Annotated in this window: 16 protein-coding genes and 2 tRNA genes; 5 read left to right on the top strand and 13 right to left on the bottom strand. The window is 63.8% G+C overall.

The window, feature by feature from the left end; genetic code table 11:
* Positions 1-6: 6 nt before the first annotated feature.
* The 11 genes from RQP55_RS03595 to RQP55_RS03545 form a co-directional block, all read right to left on the bottom strand.
* A complete protein-coding gene (locus RQP55_RS03595) occupies positions 7-543 on the bottom strand; it encodes a (2Fe-2S)-binding protein (RefSeq protein WP_315608815.1) in 537 nt (178 codons plus the stop codon).
* Positions 544-552: 9 nt separating this feature from the next.
* A complete protein-coding gene (locus tag RQP55_RS03590) occupies positions 553-1,314 on the bottom strand; it encodes a class II aldolase/adducin family protein (RefSeq protein WP_315608814.1) in 762 nt (253 codons plus the stop codon).
* Between the two features lie 47 nt (positions 1,315-1,361).
* A complete protein-coding gene (locus RQP55_RS03585; RefSeq protein WP_315608813.1) occupies positions 1,362-3,377 on the bottom strand; it encodes a TonB-dependent receptor in 2,016 nt (671 codons plus the stop codon).
* Positions 3,378-3,537: 160 nt separating this feature from the next.
* Positions 3,538-4,002, bottom strand: coding sequence for an SgcJ/EcaC family oxidoreductase (locus RQP55_RS03580; RefSeq protein ID WP_315608812.1), 465 nt, complete (start codon positions 4,000-4,002; stop codon positions 3,538-3,540).
* A 176-nt stretch (positions 4,003-4,178) separates the two neighbouring features.
* A tRNA-Thr gene (locus RQP55_RS03575) sits at positions 4,179-4,254 on the bottom strand.
* Positions 4,255-4,270: 16 nt separating this feature from the next.
* A tRNA-Cys gene (locus RQP55_RS03570) sits at positions 4,271-4,344 on the bottom strand.
* An 82-nt stretch (positions 4,345-4,426) separates the two neighbouring features.
* Entirely contained in the window at positions 4,427-5,812 is a 1,386-nt protein-coding gene (locus tag RQP55_RS03565; RefSeq protein ID WP_315608811.1) for an RNB domain-containing ribonuclease, read from the bottom strand.
* Between the two features lie 89 nt (positions 5,813-5,901).
* Positions 5,902-8,628: a TonB-dependent receptor gene (locus tag RQP55_RS03560; RefSeq protein ID WP_315608810.1), complete on the bottom strand. Its 2,727-nt coding sequence runs from the start codon at positions 8,626-8,628 to the stop codon at positions 5,902-5,904.
* Between the two features lie 143 nt (positions 8,629-8,771).
* Positions 8,772-9,581, bottom strand: a complete 810-nt coding sequence (locus RQP55_RS03555; protein WP_315608809.1) for a crotonase/enoyl-CoA hydratase family protein — start codon at positions 9,579-9,581, stop codon at positions 8,772-8,774.
* Complete coding sequence (locus RQP55_RS03550; RefSeq protein WP_315608808.1) at positions 9,569-10,285, bottom strand: winged helix-turn-helix domain-containing protein; 717 nt, start codon at positions 10,283-10,285, stop codon at positions 9,569-9,571. The genes RQP55_RS03555 and RQP55_RS03550 overlap by 13 nt, the downstream gene beginning before the upstream one ends.
* Positions 10,286-10,426: 141 nt before the next feature.
* Positions 10,427-11,626, bottom strand: coding sequence for an LL-diaminopimelate aminotransferase (locus tag RQP55_RS03545; RefSeq protein WP_315608807.1), 1,200 nt, complete (start codon positions 11,624-11,626; stop codon positions 10,427-10,429).
* A 136-nt stretch (positions 11,627-11,762) separates the two neighbouring features.
* Here RQP55_RS03545 and RQP55_RS03540 point away from each other — a divergent pair, with 136 nt between their 5' ends.
* From RQP55_RS03540 to clpS, 3 genes are all read left to right on the top strand, one after another.
* The gene (locus RQP55_RS03540; protein WP_315608806.1) at positions 11,763-13,607 is read left to right on the top strand and encodes a class I poly(R)-hydroxyalkanoic acid synthase; all 1,845 of its coding nucleotides are present in this window, start codon (positions 11,763-11,765) and stop codon (positions 13,605-13,607) included.
* A gap of 136 nt (positions 13,608-13,743) precedes the next feature.
* Positions 13,744-14,445: a phasin family protein gene (locus tag RQP55_RS03535; protein ID WP_315608805.1), complete on the top strand. Its 702-nt coding sequence runs from the start codon at positions 13,744-13,746 to the stop codon at positions 14,443-14,445.
* Between the two features lie 213 nt (positions 14,446-14,658).
* Complete coding sequence (clpS, locus tag RQP55_RS03530) at positions 14,659-15,018, top strand: ATP-dependent Clp protease adapter ClpS (RefSeq protein ID WP_410000263.1); 360 nt, start codon at positions 14,659-14,661, stop codon at positions 15,016-15,018.
* A gap of 4 nt (positions 15,019-15,022) precedes the next feature.
* On the opposite strand, the gene RQP55_RS03525 is transcribed toward clpS, so the two are convergent.
* The gene (locus RQP55_RS03525) at positions 15,023-15,727 is read right to left on the bottom strand and encodes a VIT family protein (RefSeq protein ID WP_315609002.1); all 705 of its coding nucleotides are present in this window, start codon (positions 15,725-15,727) and stop codon (positions 15,023-15,025) included.
* Between the two features lie 147 nt (positions 15,728-15,874).
* Between RQP55_RS03525 and RQP55_RS03520 the strand changes: the two genes are divergently transcribed.
* Both RQP55_RS03520 and lptG read left to right on the top strand, forming a co-directional pair.
* Positions 15,875-17,086 (top strand): LptF/LptG family permease, encoded by a 1,212-nt coding sequence (locus tag RQP55_RS03520; protein ID WP_315608803.1) that lies wholly within the window; start codon positions 15,875-15,877, stop codon positions 17,084-17,086.
* A complete protein-coding gene (gene lptG / locus RQP55_RS03515; protein ID WP_315608802.1) occupies positions 17,086-18,183 on the top strand; it encodes an LPS export ABC transporter permease LptG in 1,098 nt (365 codons plus the stop codon). The genes RQP55_RS03520 and lptG overlap by 1 nt, the downstream gene beginning before the upstream one ends.
* A 4-nt stretch (positions 18,184-18,187) precedes the next feature.
* Here lptG and RQP55_RS03510 read toward each other — a convergent pair whose 3' ends face one another.
* Entirely contained in the window at positions 18,188-19,261 is a 1,074-nt protein-coding gene (locus tag RQP55_RS03510) for a fatty acid desaturase (protein ID WP_315608801.1), read from the bottom strand.
* Positions 19,262-19,302: the final 41 nt, after the last annotated feature.

Below are 19,302 nucleotides of genomic sequence, written 5' to 3'. Positions count from 1 at the left end.
TCCCCCTTATGGTGCCTTGATCGCGGGCACTTCCCGCACCGCACCTTGCAGCGAAGTGCGGGGTGCGGACACCGGATCGATCGTTTCTAGCCGCCGCATCACCCGCCCCGCGCGCTGGATCGCGTCGACCAGCCGCGGATAGACTCCGCAGCGGCACAGGTTGGAAACGGCAGCCTTGATATCTTCAGGCGTCGGATCGGCATTGCGCGCAAGCAGTGCCGCAGCGGCCATCGCGATGCCGGGGGTGCAGAAGCCGCACTGGATCGCCTGCTCTGCCACCAGCGCCTGCTGCACCGGGTGCGAACGATCGGGCGACAGGCCCTCGATCGTGGTCACCGCCCGCCCTTCAGCCTCGCCAAGGGTGATCTGGCAGGATCGGATCGCCTCGCCATCGACCAGGACCATGCACGCACCGCAATCGCCCGCCCCGCAGCCATACTTGGTGCCGGTCAGGTTGGCGCCATCGCGCAGCGCCCACAGCAGCGGGGTCTGCGGATCCATATCGAACGCCAGCGGGCGCTCATTGACGGTGAGGCTGGGCATGCGGCCGCGTTAATCGCGCCAGCTGCGGTCGGTCCGGTCAATCACGCGCACCCAGGCATCGAAGTCGGCCTTACCGGGACCACCGGGCAGCGAGACCTGGCCAAGGTCGCGCTGGTGGACGGCAACAACCTCGTCAGGGATCACCACCGGCTTGCCGGCAGCCATGGTCGCGAGTTGGATTTCGCAGGCGCGCTGCAGTGACCAGTGCTGGATGAAGATCTCGCCGATCGAACGACCCAGGATCACCGGCCCGTGATTGCGCAGCATCAGGATGCGATTGCTGCCCAGGTTGGCAAGCAGCCGCTCCCCTTCTTCGTCGCGGACGGTGACCCCCTCGAAGTCATGGTAGCTCAGCCTGCCGATGAAGTTGCAGGCATAGAAGTTCACCGGCTGGAGGCCGCCTTCCATGCTGCATACCGCCATCGTTGCCGTGGTGTGGGTGTGGCAGATCGCGTGGGCCCAATCGACGTGGCGATGAAAATAGGCGTGCTGGGTGAAACCAGCCTTGTTCACCGGATAGGGGCTGCCATCGAGCGTATTGCCATCGATATCGATCTTGACGAGATTGCTGGCGCAAACCTCGGAATAGAGCAGGCCATAGGGGTTGATCAGGAAGGCCCCTTCCTCGCCCGGCACCTTGAGCGAGATGTGGTTATAGATCGACTCGCTCCAGCCGAGGTGATCGAACACGCGGTAACAGGCGGCCAGTTCCTGGCGGGCCTGCCATTCGGCTTCGCTGCACTCGATCTTGCGTTTGGGCTGGGTTGCCATCGAATCCCTCCGGTTTTGCTTTGCGGGCTTTCCTAAGCCAAGCGGCATCACATGGAAATGCGGAAACCGGCCCAAAAGGTGCGCGGCGCGCCAAGATCCTGGCTGCCCGCCTGGTTGCGGGTAACGATCTGTTCGTCGGTGACATTCTCTGCCCGCAGTATCAGCAGCAGGTGCTGGCCAAGCGGCAATTCGGCCACGGCATCCAGCGTGGTTGCGGCGGGCAGCCGATCGGTCTCAAGATCATCCTCCCACTGCGCCCCGGTGTGGCGCAGGCTGGTTGCCAGCAGCCAGCGATCGGCCGGACGCCAGGCCAGGGTGGCGCTGGCACTGAGGCGCGGAACCTGCGCCGGGCGCTTGCCATTGAGCGCGGCGGAGGCGCCACTGGCCTCAACCCGGGCCGAAAGCCACGACAGCGCCGCATCGAGGCTGACCGCACCCGCCTTCGCGGCCACCGCCGCCTCAATCCCCCGCGAATGGACGGCATCAACGTTGCGCCGCTCGCGCAGGTTCGGGCCTATTGTGACATTGGCGATCGCCCCCTTCACCGTGTTGTCGAAACCCGTCAAGCGCAGGGTCAGTTGGGGAAGCGGGGTCCAGTCCAGGCCGCCCTCGAAGCCTTCAAGCCGCTCATTTTCCAGCGCAGCATTGGCGCGGGTGGTGATGGGGAAGACGGTGAAGGGCCGATAAAGTTCATTCAGCGTCGGCTGGCGCAGCCCGGTGTAGGCGGCGGCGCGCAGGTTTAGCTGCGGCGCTGCCTCGATGAGCAGACCGCCGCGCAGGCTTTCCTGCCAGCCAGACCGGTCGGCAAAGGTGCGGTCAGTGGTGATGCCGCCCGCGGCAGTTGCTTCACGGAAGAAGCCATCGGCCACTTCCCATCGGTCGGCCCGCGCGCTCAGCGTCAGCAGTACCGGGCCAAGCTGCCTGTCATGTTCGGCATAAAGCCCGAGATCGCTATTGACCCCTCCGGCCTTGCGCCGCGCCGAGACCAGTCCGGTGACGGCGCTATAGGCCTCTTCCTGCATTTCGCCGCTTTGGCGCCGCCAGTCGACACCCAGCCGCAGCGTCTGCCCCGCGCCAAGCGGTGGGCGCAGTTCAAACTTGGCACCAAGGCCCGTTGCCGGGGTGCGCCGCTGGTCAAGCGTCTTGCGCAATGCGGTTGCCGAGATCACCACGTTGGAAAAGTCACGCGCCTGGACATAGCCCAGCGCCTCAAACTGCCACGCCCCGCGCCCGACCAGGCGCAGGCTGGCATCCTGCCCGCTCGCCCCGGTATCGGCCCCGGCAAAGCGCAGCGTGCGCTGGTCATCGAACAACAACGCCCGGGCCTGAAGCTCAATGTCCGGTGTCAGCGGCGCGACGGCGCGCAGGCCGGTCGACCAGGAATCAAACCGCGCGCGGACCGAAGCCGGAACCCGCTGGCTTTCCGGCGTGGTCCAGAACCCCTGCCCCCGGTCCCACCGCCCCGAGACCACGGCAAAGCCGCTGCCGAGGCGCGGGGCAAGCGATGCCGACAGCTCGCTCTCGCCCCGGTCATTGACCAGGGCCGAGGCAGACAGCAGGCCCAGCGTATCCGGCCCGGCCGAGGCAAGGTCGATGGTCCCTGCCACTGCGCCAGCGGCAAAGCCCCCGGCCCCGCCTCCGCGCAGCACGCGAACCGAATCCAGCCGTTCTGGCGGCAGGGCGGAAAGCGGGACATAGCCGAAGAAGGGATCGACCAGCGGCACGCCATCAAGCAGCACCAGCGTCCGGCTGGAGGCATTGCCGCCCAGCCCGCGCAGGGTGATGCCTTGGGCCGAGGGATTGGACGAGCGGCTATCCGAGCGGCGGAACTGCTGCACGCCGGGCGCGCGGCCAAGCAAGTCCTCGATCCGCCCCGATGCGAGCATCCGCACCTGCTCGGCGCTCAGGACATCGCTGGCAAAGGCGCCTTGCCCAGCCGGCAGGTCCAGCGCCTTGCCGGTAACGATGATCGCTTCGGGATCGGGCGCTTCCGCCAGCGCCGGGCCAGCCAGGGCCAGCAGCGCGAAGGCGGGAAAGTGGAGCCGCTTAGGAAAATTGAACACGCCGCCTCACCAATGCAATGGTATCTGGGTCCGCCATCAGCCCAGGGCCTAAGCCGATTTCCCAACAGGCCGCAACTGCGACAGGCAAACAAAATGGCGCAGGGTCACTTGCAACCCTGCGCCATTCCTATCGCAACAATGTCTTGTTCGGTGACTTGGATCAGCCGTTTTCGTCAGAGTTGATTTCGTAGGCAATCTGCCATGCGCCATCAGCCGACTTCACCAGGTAATCGGCAAACTCGTTGCGCTTGGCCGGCCCGGCCTTGCCATTGGCATCGATGTGATAGACCGCGACACTCTTGGTGAGTGCCTGATGATCGCTCAGCAGGATCACTTCCTTCACATCAAGGCTGTCAAACACGATCTTGCTGCCGGGCGCGGTCAGGCCCGCGATGCCCTTTTCGATTGCGGCCCGACCCTTGTAGGGGGCGTGGCCGACGATGATCCATTCGCCATCTTCAGCAAAAGCCGCGGCCATTTTTGCCGGGCTGTCGCTCGATGTAATGTCCTTGAGCACCTGCTTGATCGCAGCTTCGTCTTTCTGCGCAGAGGCAGCGTCCGGCGCCCCATTGCTGCTGCATGCTGCAAGTGCCAGGCAGGCCGAAACCAGAATAATCTTCTTCATGTCTTACGTCCCCTATTTCCCAAGGATCAACATTAATAAGTGTTTGAACTTATTAATGGCTGTTGAACCAAGTACAGGCTAACGCAAGCAATATGGATCACAAGCTGTACTAAATACTTGTGCACCCGGTCACCAGGAAGCGGGTGGTTTCGGTTCGGCAGATGTCTGGAAAGTGGTGGTGCCGCTTACGTGACTCGAACACGTGACCCCATCATTACGAATGATGTGCTCTACCAACTGAGCTAAAGCGGCGCATCACCTTATGGTGTGGAGGCCCGAGCCGGAATCGAACCGGCGTAAACGGATTTGCAGTCCGGTGCGTAACCACTCCGCCATCGGGCCATCCATCCCTTTGGGCGAACCCTCCGGGAGCCGCGCCACTAGCCGAGCAGTCGGGCCAGTGCAACCGATTCATCAGCGGCAATTACGCGACCCGCTGGAAGGCCAGGCGACGCGTGGCGGGATCGGCGGCTTCCAGTTTAACCCGGACGCGGTCACCCGGCACCACCTCACGCGCCACAGTCCGGGCAACGACCGGCAGCGCGCATAACTGGATCCGCGCACCCTGTTCGCCCAGATCGGTGACAACTGCATCGAACAGTTCCCCCACCCGGCCCGCCAGGATTGCCGTCTCGGCCAGATCAACCACCGCGCGCTCAACCTGCCCGGCGCGGGCTTCTGCGCGTTGCATGGCAGCGGGCAATCGCAGAAAGGCGGCGCTGACCGCCGCGGGCAACGGGCGGCCATTGGCCAGCGCCAGTGCTGCTTCAATCACATGACGGTCAGCCAGCCGCCGCAGCGGAGCGGTGGCGTGGGCATAGGGCGCGGCAATCGCGGCGTGCCACGGCGGATTGCTGGGTGAATAGGGCGCGTAGCTCGCCCCTTGCCCCGCGCGGCGCACGGCCAGCATGAAGGCGGCGTGGCGCGGATCAGCGGGATCGAGCAGCTTTTCGAACTGGGAAAGCGGCGCGGCTTCAGGCCAGGTCAGGCCAAAGGCCCGCGCAGTCTGGCGCAACCGGGCTTCGGCGCGCGAATCCGGTCCGGCCATAACCCGAAACAGGCCGGTTTCATGGGTGAGCAGCAGGCTGGCCACCGCCAGATTGCAGGCCAGCGAGAGCGCGGCATTGGCAGTTTCCGCAGGCAGCAATGGGTGGAAGTGGAGATGGAACGAGCCATCTCCGTTCCGCTCTACCTGCTGCTCGGGCGGATCGACCCGCGCGGCCCCGCGCCGCGCCTCGGCCAGTTCGATTCGGGCGGCGATTTCGGCAAAACCGGCGGGCAGGTCGGTCGGCTGAACGGTTTCATAAGCCAGCTTGGCGCGGGAGCGGATTAGCGCGCGGGTCACGGCATCGAGCGCAACCTCGCCATCGGGGCGAACACGAACGGTGAAGACCACGGCCGGGCGCGGTCCATCGGGCAGCAGGCTGGCGGCGCCTTCGGCCAGAACCGGCGGGTAAAGCCCGGCCTTGCCATCGGGGAGATAGGTCGTGACCCCGCGCACCCAGGCCTCGACATCAAGGGGATCGCCATGGCCCACAAACCAGCCGACATCGGCTATGGCATAGTGCAGCAACCAGTCATTGCCCGCCGCTTCGATCGCGAAGGCCTGGTCAAGATCGGTCGATTCCGCCGGATCGAGCGTCACAAAGGCACGACCGGTCCAATCGGCATGTTCGGTTGGCGCGCGCAAAGCCGCTACCGCGGCGGCCGCTTGCACGGCGGGCGGAAATGTCGGGGGAACCTGGAACTGCAGGCGCAGGGCAGCCAGCCCTTCGGCCAGCAGGCAATCGGGATCGCGCAAGGTCCGCATCCGGGCAGGCTATACCCATGCCGCACAAAGCAAAAGGCCTCCCCGGCTGCCCGGAGAGGCCTCTTGTCGGTTTGGTTGACCGCCCGGGCTTAGAACTTGCCGCGCAGCGTCACGCCGAAGGTGCGCGGTTCGCCAGGGAAGCCGACGAACAGCTGGTTGGCCGTGCCCGCCAGGCCGGTCGAGGCCGGCGCCGCAACCGAGCGGAAGGTTCCGCCACCCTGGAGCGGCATGTCCGCGCCGATCATGAAGTACTTCTGGTTAAGCAGGTTCTGGGCCCACAGCTCGATGCCCCACTTGCGACCTTCGCCGAACAGGCCAACGCGGGCGTTGACGGTGTAGAAGGCGTCCTGGACCTTTTCGAGGTCAAGGTCAGAGCCGGTGTTGGTATCGCTCTGCAGGCGGGTGTCGACATAGAACAGCGCCGACAGGCCGCTGTCACCAATCGGCGGAGTCCAGCTCATGCCGGCGGTCACGACATATTGCGGCGCGTTCGACACAGCGTTGCCCGGCAGCTGGAACAGCACCGGCGAAAGCGGGCGCCCGCCCGTGCCGACGAGATCCTTGGCATATTGGGTTTCGACATAGGTCAGGCCGGCATTGACCGTGAAGTGACGGGCCGGACGCAGGAAGGTTTCAAGCTCGAAGCCCTTTGAAGTCACGCCCGGCTTCAGGCGATCCGCTGCGCAGGAACCGGTCAGCGCCGAACCATCTACGTCGGCCCCGCCCAGGCTGTCACGGCAGGCCTGGATGTTGGTGACTTCGAAGTTCACGCCGTTGTAGGTGTTGAGCTGATAGTTCGAATAGCGCTGGTAAAACGCCGCGAAATTCACGTCGATCCCGTTGCCATCGTACTTGAAGCCCAGTTCGAAGGCGTCAACCTTTTCGCTGGCGAACTGCAGGTCGGTCACTTCCGGCCGGCCATTGCCCTGCGTGAACGCCGGGCGGGCCAGGCGGGCCGCGCAGGCGGCATCGAAGGTGGTATTGCAGGTACGGTCCAGCGCCGAGAAATCGAGGTTGAAGCCGCCCGCCTTGTAGCCCTTCGAAGCCGAGGCATAGACCATCAGGTCATCAACCGGCTTGAAGCTGAGCACGGCGGTGCCCGTCCACTGCCCTTCGCTGAACTCGGTCCCGGCGGTGCCGCGCGCAAACGACGGGGCCGAACCATTGATCACGCAGGCCAGCGAAGCCAGCGACTGCAACGGCGTGTTGAGGATCGCCGGACACAGCGTGTTGGTGAAGTTGGCGTTGGCCGCCAACGTCTTCTTTTCGTGCGTGTAACGGGCCCCCACGGTCAGCATCAGCTTGTCTTCGACGATGTCGAAGGTGTTGTGGGTGAACAGCGCCCAGTTGTCGCTGCGCTGGTCAAAGCTGGCGCCATTGTTGCCCGTGCCGTTGAGCCGGGCCGAACCGGTTGCAGCCGCAAGGCCCTGGAAGCCCGGGAACAAGGTGGTCGGCAGGTTCGAACAGGTTGCCGAAGCCGGGTTCACGTTGGCCGCCGAAATTGCGGTGGCGGCCAGGCAGTTGGCGTAACGTTCGTAATCCTTGCCGTAAACGATGTCGTCATCGACGAAGAGCTTCTCGTTGGCATAGTAGCCGCCGACCAGCCAATCGAGCTTGCCATCCAGCGCTTCGCCCTGAAGGCGCACTTCCTGCGTGAACAGCTTGAAGTGGCGATCAAGGTCGCTGCGGCGCAGGATGTCCATGGCCTGAAAATCGCCGTCCTGGCCCTGCTCGTTCAGGTAATCGCGATAGGCAGTGATCGACGTCAGCGTGGCATCGCCCAGCTTCCAGGTGAGTTCACCCGAAAGGCCCCAGTCCTTGCTGTCGGTACGATAGGTTACGCCCGGAGTGGTCGATTGCGTGCGCACAAAGCTCTCGCCGGCAGGCGCCACCTGGAAGTTTGCACCAAAGGCCTGCAGCAGCGGCAACAGGGTGTTGGCGCTGGCCACCGGGAAGCCGTCGGCCCCGCGCGACAGGTTGCGCACCGGGTTCAGCAGGATACCGCCGCAGCAGTTTTCAGCCTTCTTCGAATAGTCGGCAATCAGGCGCAGCTTGATGTCGTCGCTGGGTTCCCAGGCAACCTGGCCGCGCACCAGCCAGCGGTTGCGGTCGTTGATGTCGGGCTCGCCGGGGGTGACATTCTGGATGAAGCCATCACGCTTCTGCCAGACAGCATCGATGCGGGCCGCAGCCGTCGCGCTGATCGGCGCGTTGATCGAGCCATCAAGCCGGCCAAAATTGTAATTGCCATATGTGGCTGAACCATTGCCCGAAAGGCCATCGGTCAGGCTGGGGCCCTTGGTGACGATATTGATCAGGCCCGCGGTCGAGTTACGGCCGAACAGCGTGCCCTGCGGGCCACGCAGCACTTCAACGCGCTCGATTTCGCCCAGTTCGGACAGGCCGACGCCGGTGCGGCTGCGGTATACGCCATCAATGAACAGGCCGACCGAGCTTTCAAGGCCGGCGTTTTCGCCAACCGTGCCGATGCCGCGGATACGTGCAGTGAAGTTTACTTCGCTGGTGGCACCCGAAACGAGCAGCGAGGGGGCAACCTGGTTAAGCTGGCGCACATCGGTGGCACCCGTCTTGGCCAAAGTCTCACCCGTTACGGCCGAGACCGCGATTGGCACATCCGACAGCGCTTCGCTGCGGCGGGTGGCGGTAACGATTATTTCGTCCTGGTCGGCAGCCGCATCAGCCTGCGGGGCATCCTGCGCCAAGACCGGGACAGCCGAGGCAACAAGCGCCAGCGAAACGCCAAGCGCAGAAGAACGCAGCAAGGTACGGCCGAACGAGCGGCGGAAGGTCTTCATCAAAATCCACTCCCTGTGAACTGGCGGTGCGGCAAACAGGGGGCGCCGCCCGCCTGGCGCAGATACGCAGGCCCAGGCGCTTTCACAATACCGGCAGGGGCCGGGTCATCGATTGCAATTGGTGTTTGGCCGGAAAATTACACTCAGGGATCGACGAATTCACCCTTGCGCTTTTCCATCTGGCTGCGAACCGCCTCGATCTGGTTGCGGCTGCCGATCAGCGCGGTCTGTTCGATGCTTTCGGCCATCAGGATCTCATCGGTCGAGATTTCAAGATAGCGGTTGAACAGGCGCTTGGCCGCGCGCTGGGCATGGGGGTTGCGGTTGGCGATTTCCGCCGCGATTGCCGTGGCACGCGCCACCGGGTTGGCATCGACGATGGTCGCAAAGCCATATTCCCCGGCTTGCTCACCTGAAAACTCACGGTTGGTGTAGGTCAACTCACGCAGCACGTCGTCGCGGATCATGCCCTTCCACAGGGCATAGCCGGCCATGTCGGGCACCAGACCCCACTTCATTTCCATCACCGCCATCCGGGCGTCCGGAGCCACAATGCGAATGTCTGCCCCGCTGGCGATCTGCAGTCCGCCGCCAAAGCAGACCCCGTGGACTGCGGCGATCACCGGCACCGGCAGCTTGCGCCATTGCATCGCGACCTGCTGCGGGCGGTTGGAATTGCCGTGGGTCCGCTCGGTCAGCGGCACGGCATCGTGGCGGTTGGTCTGCGCCATCGATGTCAGGTCCAGCCCGGCGCAAAAGCTGCGCCCCTCACCCGCCAGGACCACGGCGCGCAGGCCAGGCATGGCATAAAGCACCTCGCCCGCTTCAAGCAGGGTGTCGAACATGGCCGGATCAAGCGCGTTCATCTTGTCGGTTCGGATCATCCGAACCTGGGCAACGCCATCGGCGTCCATCGAAATGCTGACACGATCGTTGGGCTTCAGCTCGCGCATTGCTGTTCGTCCTGCTGGTTGGTCTTTGTCACTTCCTTGCCCAAACGCAGGTGCGCGTCCAGCCCTCCTTGCGCCATCGGCGAAAAGTCACTCGCCAAGGGCATGGCCGGGCGCAGCATTTCCTCGGCCAGCCGATAGGCACCGTCGGCGCGGGTCTCGATCAAGCCATCCAGCCCGGCGGTTCGCAGCTTGGCCCGCAAGCGGCTGACATGGACCGCCAGGCTGTTGGTCTCTGGCCGAAAGGCCAGGCGCCAAACGTCGCTGCGCAGTTCGCTGGCCGGAACGGCAGCCCCCGGCTCTTCGGCCAGGCGCCACAGCAACAGGAACTCCCGCGGATGCAGGCCTGCCCCGCGGCCCGCGACGAATGCATCGCGCACCAGCAGGTCCAGCCGCAACGGGCCCAACGTGCGTTCGCGCGGGAGCGAACGCATCGCCTCGTCAATCCGCAGCGCTCTGCTTTCAATCTCTTCCAGGTCAAGCGTACCGCCGATGGCATCGCCAAAGCCAAGCCGGAGCAGCCGCGCCCGTTCCCCCGGATCCTCCACGCCAACCGCCAGAACCCGCCGCCGACGCTTTACACTGGCGCCAACCAGCATGACCCAATCGCTGACCACGGCGCGATGCGGCATGGCGATCAGCGGGGGCGCTTCGGCCTGGGGCGGCTCGATTCCGGGTTCGACAAGCGTCCAGCCCAGACGGCGCAAATCGCAGCCGTCCGGGACCGGTCCCGTCGCAAACCATTGGAACTGTCGCAAGAACCGACCCCAAAACAATGACTTGGGGCCAGCTTGGCAGCACAGCGACCCGTGCCGCAAGCCTGTTTCAGTATTGCTGTGCGATCAAAATCAGGCGGCGGTCGAATTCACGCCCATGCTGGCAAGGTAGCGCTTGATGTTGCGCGCGGCCTGCCGCAGTCGTTGCTCGTTCTCCACCATGGCGATGCGAACGAAGCCTTCACCCTCTTCGCCATAGCCAACACCGGGCGCGACGGCGACTTCGGCGTGGGTGAGCAGCTGCTTCGAAAACTCGAGGCTGCCCATGTCCTTCAGCGCCGGGGGCAAAGGGGCCCAGGCGAACATCGAGGCCTTGGGGCTGGGAATGTCCCACCCGGCGCGGCCAAAGCTTTCGACCATTACGTCACGGCGCTTCTGGTACAGGTTGCGGTTCATCTCGACGATGTCCTGCGGACCGTTGAGCGCGGCGCAGGCCGCGGCCTGGATCGGCGTGAAGGCGCCATAGTCAAGGTAGGACTTCACGCGGGTCAGCGCCGCGATCAGCTTCTTGTTGCCAACCGCAAAGCCAACGCGCCAGCCCGCCATCGAATAGGTCTTCGACATCGAGGTGAATTCCACCGCGACATCCTTGGCCCCCGGCACCTCGAGGATCGAGCGGGTCGGGTTGCCATCATAGTAAAGCTCGGAATAGGCGAGGTCGGACAGCACCCAGACCTTGTTCTCCTTCGCCCAGGCGACCAGCCGCTCGTAAAATGCAAGGTCAACCGTCTCGGCTGTCGGGTTGGACGGGTAGTTGACGATCAGAATCGAAGGCCGCGGCACAGTGAAGGCCATCGCCCGCTCAAGCGATTCCCAATAGCGCTCGTCCGGCGTGGTCGGCACCGAGCGGATCGTTGCCCCGGCGATGATGAAACCGAAGGTGTGGATCGGATAGCTGGGGTTCGGCGCCAGCACCACGTCGCCCGGCGCGGTGATCGCGGTGGCGAGGCTGGCGAGGCCTTCCTTCGAACCCATCGTCATCACGACTTCGGTTTCGGGATCAAGCTCTACCCCAAAACGATTTGCGTAATAGTTGGCCTGGGCCTTGCGGATTCCGGGGATGCCCTTGGACGCGGAATAGCCGTGCGCGTCCGGCTTTTGCGCCACTTCGCACAGCTTGTCGATCACGTGCTGGGGGGGCGGAAGGTCGGGGTTGCCCATGCCAAGGTCGATGATGTCCCTACCGGCGGCGCGTGCTGCGGCCCGCATGCCGTTGACTTCGGCGATGACGTAGGGCGGCAGGCGCTTGATGCGGTAGAACTCTTCTTCCATGACCTCGACTTCTTGAAGGCAGGGGCGGGATTGCCCAAATTGTCTTACGAGCGATGCATTCGTCTGTAAGACGCTTAAGCACTGCCCGCAAATCGGTTAGGGTGCAAGCAGCCAGCCGGTGAATCGGGAACCCAGCATGCGCGACGACGACTTGACCAGCACTTTCGACGCCATGTTCGCCGGGCCGCTGAAGCTGTGGGACCAACTGGTTCCGGCCGGCGCCAAGGAAGGGGAACTGGGCGAATGGGCCGCCGCGCTGCAAACGATGCAGGGGCTGTGGCTTGAATTTGCGCAGGACCAGGCCGCACAACTGGCGGGCAAGGCCCCGGTCATGCTGGCCGATCCCGGCAACTGGCTGTCGATCTATGAAGGCTGGGTAAAGGCCCTGCCCTCGGCCCGTCCCGAAGTGCAGCAGAAGCTCTGGGCCGATGGCATGGCGCTCTGGCAGACCGTGCTGGGCCAGTATGGCCTCGACGGCAAGCCTGCGGCCGAGAGCCCCGAACTGCCGCGCCAGGACCGCCGCTTTGCCGATCCGAAATGGCGCGAGCAGCCGTTCTTTGCCCTGGTCCACCAGACCTACCTGATGCTGGCCGAACAGGTCATGGCCCTGGCGGACAGCGTGGAAGGCGTCGATCCACACCAGCAGGAACAATTGCGCTTTGCCGCGCGCACCCTGGTCGAAGCGCTGAGCCCGGCGCATTTCCCGGTCACCAACCCGCTGGTGCTGGAACGCGCGATCGCCACCAAAGGGCAAAGCCTGGCCAAGGGCATGCAGCACTTGCTGACCGATCTCAAAAAGGGCCAGCTTACCCATGTCGATCCCGACGCCTTCCGGCTGGGTGAGAACCTGGCAACCACGCCGGGCAAGGTGGTTTACCAGACCCCGCTGTTCCAGCTGATCCAGTACAGTCCGACCACTGCCACGGTGCTGGAGGTGCCGCTGGTGATCTTCCCGCCGTGGATCAACCGCTTCTACATCCTCGACCTCAACCCCCAGAAGAGCTTCATCCGCTGGGCAGTGGAGCAAGGGATCACGGTTTTCGTCGTCTCGTGGAAGAGCGCGGACGAAACCATGGCAGACCTGACCTGGGACGATTACATCCGCGCCCAGATCGAGGCGATCGACACGATACGTGCGCGCCTGGACGTCAAGGCAGTGCATGCCATCGGCTACTGCGTGGCGGGCACGACGCTGGCTGCGACGCTGGCAGTGCTGGCCCGCCGCGGCGAAGCCGACAAGGTCAAGAGCGCAACCTTCTTCACCGCCCAGGTCGATTTCGAGCAGGCGGGCGAACTCAAGGTCTTTATCGACGACCAGCAATTGCAGATGATCGAAAAGCTGGCCGAGGAGCATGGCTATCTAGACGGGCGCTACATGGCGACCACCTTCAACCTGCTTCGCGGCAACGACCTGATCTGGAACTACGTCATCAAGAACTACCTCTTGGGTGATGACTATCCGGCATTCGACCTGCTCCACTGGAACGGTGATGTCACCAACCTCCCGGCCAAATGGCACCGCAGTTACCTGTGCGATCTGTACCGCGACAACAAGCTGGTGGTGCCCGATGCGCTGGAAGCTGATGGCACACCGATAGACCTGACGCGGATCCAGACACCGGCCTACATCCAGGCTGGGCGCGAGGACCACATCGCCCCGGCAGCAAGCGTGTGGCAGATCATGCACCACTTGCGCGGGCCCAAGACTTTCCTGTTGGCCGGTTCGGGCCATATTGCCGGGGTGGTCAACCCGCCCGCGGCCCGGAAATACCAGTACTGGACCAATCCCACCGCGCTCGACACCTTTGCCGAATTCGTCTCCGGGGCGAGCGAGACGCCCGGATCGTGGTGGCCGCACTGGATCGAATGGCTGCGCGGCCAGGACAGCGCAGAAGTGCCCGCCAAGGGCAAGCGGATCCCCGGCGGCAAGGGTGACAAGGTCATCGAAGACGCCCCCGGAAGCTATGTAAAGGCCCGCTAATCTTCGGTTTTGAAGCATTTTTTCGGATTTTGCTGCACTGCAACAAAATTCTTGACTTCGCAGGTGCAATATCTATTTTGTGCACTGCAACATGAGTCGGGATCGGGTTTCTGGCTCGCTGCGAAGGATTTGACCGATGGCCGATGCCAACGTGAACAAGATCGACCCCGTCAACAAGATTGATGAGGCCAAGGCCGAAGTACTGGCCGAAAAGGCTTATGCTGCCGCTGCCGCTGATGCGCCGGTTGCCAAGAAGGTGGCCGCTCCGAAGAAGCCGGCTGCCAAGAAGATTGCCGCCCCGGCCAAGAAGGTCGCGGTGAAGAAGACTGCAAAGCCTGCCGCCAAGAAGGTCGTAAAGGCTACCCCTATCAAGTCGAAGGACACCACCATCATGGCCAAGACCCAGCACGCCGCCGAAGATTTCACCGCCAAGGTGAAGGATGCCGTTGCCGATCTCCAGGAACGCGCCAAGACCGCCATGGACAAGAGCAACGCCCTGTTCGCCGATGCTGGTGAATTCACCAAGGGCAACGTGGAAGCCCTGGTCGAATCGGGCAAGGTGCTGGCCGCCGGCCTGCAGGACCTGAGCAAGGTCTACGTCGAAGACGCCAAAACCGGGTTCGAAACCATAACCGCAGACGTCAAGGAACTGGCCGCGGTCAAGTCGCCGGCTGACTTCTTCAAGCTGCAGGGCGAAATCCTGCGTCGCAACTTCGACGCCGCCATGGCGACGGGTTCGAAGCGGTCGGAAGCCCTGGTCAAGCTGGCCAATGACGCTTTCGCACCGGTTCAGAGCCGCGTCAGCGTGGCGATCGAAAAGGTCAAGCAGGCCGCCTAAGGGCAGCCGCTCCCTCACGGCCCGGCGATCCCTCTCCCCGCCGGACCGTGAGCCAAACCCACCGGGCCGGGCAGCGCAATGCTGCCCGGCCCGTCTGCTTTGCGGCGCGCCGTTTTTGTTTTGGCGCAAGCCTTCGCTTTTTGGTAAGCGCCGCCCGCGCAGAGACTTGTCCTGCTCCACCCACAGTGCGATATTTGTCCAATGGTCCAGCCCATGCCCCTTAGCCAATATGCCGTCCGCGCCGCCGCGGATGAAGGCGATGGCGATTCCGGCGGGCAGAACCAGGTGGGCGTGGCCACCAAAACCCGCGCAAAACCGAAGAAGCCAAGCCAGTTCAAGGTCTTGATGCTGAACGATGATTACACGCCGATGGAATTCGTCGTGATGGTGCTCAAGCGCTTCTTCAACATGGATCTGGAACAGGCGACTCGGGTGATGCTCCACGTCCACCAAAAGGGCGTCGGCGTTTGCGGGATTTTTCCCTACGAAATCGCCGAGACCAAGGTGAACCAGGTGATGGACTTCGCCCGCCAGAACCAGCACCCGCTGCAGTGCACGCTGGAAAAGGCTTGAACGGCTAAGCCACCGCCGTCCCGAACAGCCGCCCGATCGCCCAGGTCGCGGCCATGGCGGCCGTGCCCCAGAACGCCACACGCAGGACGCCGCGGGTAATCGGTGCACCACCTGCGCGCGCGCCGACCGCGCCCAGCAGCATCAGGAACAACAGCGCCGATACGGAAACGCCGATCACCAGCTGCGTCAGGGGCAGCAGGCTCGCCGCGCCGAGCGGCAGGGCCGCGCCGACTGCAAAGGTGGTCGCAGAGGTTAGTGCGGCCTGAACCGGACGGGCGCGGGTCATCTCCGCCAGGCCCAGCTCGTCGCGGGCATGGGCGCCCAGGGCATCATGAGCCATCAACGCGGTGGAGACCTGATCGGCGAGGTCCGCATCAAGGCCCCGGCCCCGATAGATCGCCGCCAGCTCCTCATGCTCAAACTCTGGATCCTCTGCCAGTTCGCGGGCCTCGCGCGCAAGGTCGGCACTCTCGGTATCGGCCTGGCTGGAGACCGAGACATATTCGCCCGCCGCCATCGACATCGCCCCAGCAACCAGGCCCGCCAGGCCTGCGACCAGGATCGGTCCCTTGTCCGCGGTGCTGGCCGCCACGCCCACAATCAGGCTGGCCGTCGATACGATCCCATCATTTGCGCCCAGCACGGCGGCGCGCAGCCAGCCAATGCGTTCCACCACGTGCAGTTCAGGGTGGTGCGAGATCATCGACATCTGGGCGCTCTCCTGCTTGCGATGCATCACAGTGTCCCCGTTCGTCCCGCAAAGCAATTCCCGCTTCCGCGCATGCGGCAGCGCCGCTATGGAACCAATGCAACGGTTGGCCTTGCGCCTGCCCAAAGGATCTGTGCTGGCCGCCTCGTGAAGTCTCTTCCCGCCATTGACCGTTACATCTTCCGGCTCGTGCTGATGCCGATGCTGGGCGTCTTCGTGATCGCCGCATCGCTGCTCGTGCTCGACAAAATGCTCAAGCTGTTTGACTTCGTGGCGACCGAGGGCGGGCCGGTTTCGGTGGTGTTCCAGATGCTGGCCAACCTGCTGCCGGAATATGCCAGCCTGGCGATCCCGCTGGGGCTGATGCTGGGCATCCTGCTGGCCTTCCGCAAGCTGGCGACCACCAGCGAGCTGGATACCATGCGGGCGGTTGGTCTGAGCTATACCCGGCTGCTGCGCGTGCCTTACATGATCACGCTGGTGCTGGCCGCGCTTAATCTGGTGATCGTCAGCTATCTCCAACCGCTGTCGCGCTATTATTATGAGCAGCTGCAGTTCGAACTGCGTTCCGGCGCACTGGGTGCCTCGATCAAGGTGGGCGAATTCACCACCCTGCAAGACAAGATGGCGCTGCGGATCGAGCAAAGCCGCGAGGAAGGCCGCCAACTGATCGGCATCTTCGCCCGCGTCGCCTCTCCCAAGGGGCAGGTCCTTTCGATCTCGGCCCGCGAAGGCCGGTTCCTGGCGCTGAAAGACAGCCCGGATACGATCATCCTGCGCCTGACCGATGGACAGATCGTGCAGGATGCCCCCGGTCAGCCCCCTCGCGTGCTGAGCTTCAGCCGCCATGACCTGCCGATTGACCTGCCCGCGGTGGAAGAGTTCCGCAAGCGCGGTGGCAAGGAGCGGGAGTACTTTCTTCCCGAATTGCTGCGGATCACCTGGAGCGATCGGGCAAGCGAACAGCTAAAGAATGAAAGCAGCGCCAGTCTGAACTTCCGCCTGGTCGAAGTGGCGATGATGCTGCTCTTGCCGCTGCTGGCCGTAGCGCTTGCGGTCCCGCCCAAGCGCTCCAGCTCCGCACTCGGGCTGTTCCTTTCGATCGTGATGGTGGTAGCCTATCACAAGGTTAACGAATACGGCATGGCGGTCTCCGCGCTCGGGCGCGTCTCCCCTTTTCTTGCCTTGTGGGTTCCCTTCGCGGTGTTTTCTGCGCTGATCCTGTGGATGTACTGGCGGATCGCCTATGTGCCCGGCGGCCAGCCGATCGGGGCGCTTGAACGCTTTGCCGACAACCTGGGCAAATGGGGCCGCAAACTGGCAGCGCGGCTTAACCGCAACCGGATCGCGAAGGCCTGATGCAGCTCGAATTCTTCCCCTCACCTTCGCTGATGCGCTACCTTGCCAAGTTGTTCATCGTCCGCATCCTGGCGGTCCTGATCATGCTGGTGCTGGTTTTGCAAACGCTCGACCTCTTGTCCGAAAGCGGCAAGATCATGGGCGTGCCCGGCAATGGCGAGGCGCAGCTGTGGCACTATGTCTCGCTCCGTATGCCGCAGCTGATCGCGCGCTTTCTGCCCTATTCAGTGCTGCTGGCCACGATCATCACGCTCGCCACGCTCAACCAGAACAGCGAGGTCGTGGCGATGAAGGCCGCGGGCCTTTCCGCGCACCAGGTGCTTGCCCCGCTGCTGATGACTGCAGGGGCAATTTCGGTGGTGAGCTTTGCCTTCAACGAAGCCGTCGTCACCCGAACGACCGGTACGCTCAAGGCCTGGCAAGCGGTCGAGTACAAACCGATCCCCCCTGACGCCAAGGTCAGAGCCAATGTCTATCTGCCCGACGGACCGCATATCCTGGCTGCTGGCGCAGTTAGCGGTACGGGCGCACTGACCCGGATGGATAACGTCACCTGGTACCGCCGCGATAGCACCGCAATGGTCCTTGAACAGGTTCGCGCGCCCCATGCCACTTATGCCAACCCTGGCTGGCGGCTGGACCGGCCAGTCAGCTTTGACGTGAAAGGCACCCGCCGGGCCGAATTGCCCTCCACGATCGTGGCCAAAGGGATCACCCCGGCGCAAGTTGCGATCAGCAAGGTGGACCCCGATGGCCAGAACTTCATCGAACTCTATCGCTCGATCAAGGCGCTCAAGGCCCAAGGCCGGCGAACCGGCGAGCTAGAGGGCAAATGGTGGCACAAGTTCTCTGGCCCGTTGGCCGCGCTACTGATGCCGCTGCTGGGCGCGATTGCCGCATTCGGTCTGGCGCGCTCGGGCCAGCTGCTGATCCGGGCGATCATCGGCATGGCGCTGGGCTTTGCCTATTTCGTGATCGACAATGCCGCGCTCGCCATGGGCAACTTCGGCGGATACCCGCCGCTGATCGCGGCCTGGGCCCCGTTCCTGCTGTTCGCACTGGTTGGAGAAACCGTGCTGGTCCGGACTGAGGAATAGCTGCTCAGCGCGTCTTCATCGTGCTTTTGGCAAGATAGCCGACCAGCGGCAGCAGCCCCGGATAACTGGCCTGGGTGTATGTTGAATCCGCACCCAGGTGCGCCGCCAGACGACGATGCGCCTCAGGCAGCGAATGATAAGGCAGGCTGGGCAGCAGGTGGTGCAACGCGTGATAGCGAAGGCCCACCGGCGCCCACAGCTCGGCCAGAATTCCGGGCGGCGGGACATTGACCGAATCAAGATACTGCGCGGTCACCGTCATCGGCTCACCCTCGTTCTGCCACAGGTGCGCAACCAGCGTGCGCACCTGATTGAGCACAGCCGTGGCCGAGATCACCGCCAGGCCAATTGCCAGCGGCCGCCAGTCATGCGTCGCAGCATACCAGACCAGGAACAGCGCCCAAACCGATGCGCCAAGCTCTTGCCAGAATACCTGTCGGGCGAACTCGCCCTCGGCGGGGCGGCGGCGGAAGGCTGGGTTGATTGACAGGGCCGAGGCGCGTTCCCACACCAGCCGCCGCAGCGGCGGAATGATCGCCCCAAGTGGCACGAGCAACGCAGACCGGATCAGCAAGCCGATCGGCAGCAGCACCGCCACGAGGATGAACATCGGCAGCGACCAAGGCTTCATTAGCGCCAGCGGCAGGTATTCCGGATCCTCGACGGTTCCGTACCGGGTCCGGGCATGATGCAGGGTGTGGACGTTCTCATACATCAACGAAGGCGTCAGCATCGGGATCCCGACCAGCAGGTTCCAGCCAAACCGGAAGCCCGGCAACGCGTCGCGGTGGATGTGCGTCAACTCGTGAATGAATAGCAGCGCACGGTAAAAGGCGAGTGCGGAAATCAAGCCGGCCAGCGCCGCTTGCCAAGTATCGTTGAGCAGGATCGCTCCTGCCAGTCCAGCATAGCCGATCGTCGCCGAAACCAGCATATCAGGCCAATAAATACTGCCCTTCGCCACTGCGATGTCGCGGGTCTGCTCCACCGCAGCACGCAGCATAGTCATGTCATCGGGGATGCCGTTGCCGCGGGCAGCGCCTTTGGTCTTGTCAGCTATGGCTTCTTGGGCAGTCATACTTGATCCGTAATTCACGTGTCTGTGGTCGGCCATGCTTG

Source organism: Novosphingobium sp. APW14 (genome assembly GCF_032337075.1).
GTDB lineage: Bacteria > Pseudomonadota > Alphaproteobacteria > Sphingomonadales > Sphingomonadaceae > Novosphingobium.
This window is presented reverse-complemented; position numbering and strand designations above follow the sequence as displayed.

Bases quoted from the DNA above. Each gene is read 5' to 3' on its own strand.
- RQP55_RS03535 (WP_315608805.1), top strand. From the start codon at position 13,744: ATGGCCGATGCCAACGTGAACAAGATCGACCCCGTCAACAAGATTGAT.
- RQP55_RS03525 (WP_315609002.1), bottom strand. From the start codon at position 15,727: ATGTCGATGATCTCGCACCACCCTGAACTGCACGTGGTGGAACGCATT.
- RQP55_RS03580 (WP_315608812.1), bottom strand. From the start codon at position 4,002: ATGAAGAAGATTATTCTGGTTTCGGCCTGCCTGGCACTTGCAGCATGC.
- RQP55_RS03555 (WP_315608809.1), bottom strand. From the start codon at position 9,581: ATGCGCGAGCTGAAGCCCAACGATCGTGTCAGCATTTCGATGGACGCC.
- RQP55_RS03545 (WP_315608807.1), bottom strand. From the start codon at position 11,626: ATGGAAGAAGAGTTCTACCGCATCAAGCGCCTGCCGCCCTACGTCATC.
- RQP55_RS03560 (WP_315608810.1), bottom strand. From the start codon at position 8,628: ATGAAGACCTTCCGCCGCTCGTTCGGCCGTACCTTGCTGCGTTCTTCT.
- RQP55_RS03540 (WP_315608806.1), top strand. From the start codon at position 11,763: ATGCGCGACGACGACTTGACCAGCACTTTCGACGCCATGTTCGCCGGG.
- RQP55_RS03565 (WP_315608811.1), bottom strand. From the start codon at position 5,812: ATGCGGACCTTGCGCGATCCCGATTGCCTGCTGGCCGAAGGGCTGGCT.
- RQP55_RS03595 (WP_315608815.1), bottom strand. From the start codon at position 543: ATGCCCAGCCTCACCGTCAATGAGCGCCCGCTGGCGTTCGATATGGAT.
- clpS (WP_410000263.1), top strand. From the start codon at position 14,659: ATGCCCCTTAGCCAATATGCCGTCCGCGCCGCCGCGGATGAAGGCGAT.
- RQP55_RS03510 (WP_315608801.1), bottom strand. From the start codon at position 19,261: ATGACTGCCCAAGAAGCCATAGCTGACAAGACCAAAGGCGCTGCCCGC.
- lptG (WP_315608802.1), top strand. From the start codon at position 17,086: ATGCAGCTCGAATTCTTCCCCTCACCTTCGCTGATGCGCTACCTTGCC.
- RQP55_RS03590 (WP_315608814.1), bottom strand. From the start codon at position 1,314: ATGGCAACCCAGCCCAAACGCAAGATCGAGTGCAGCGAAGCCGAATGG.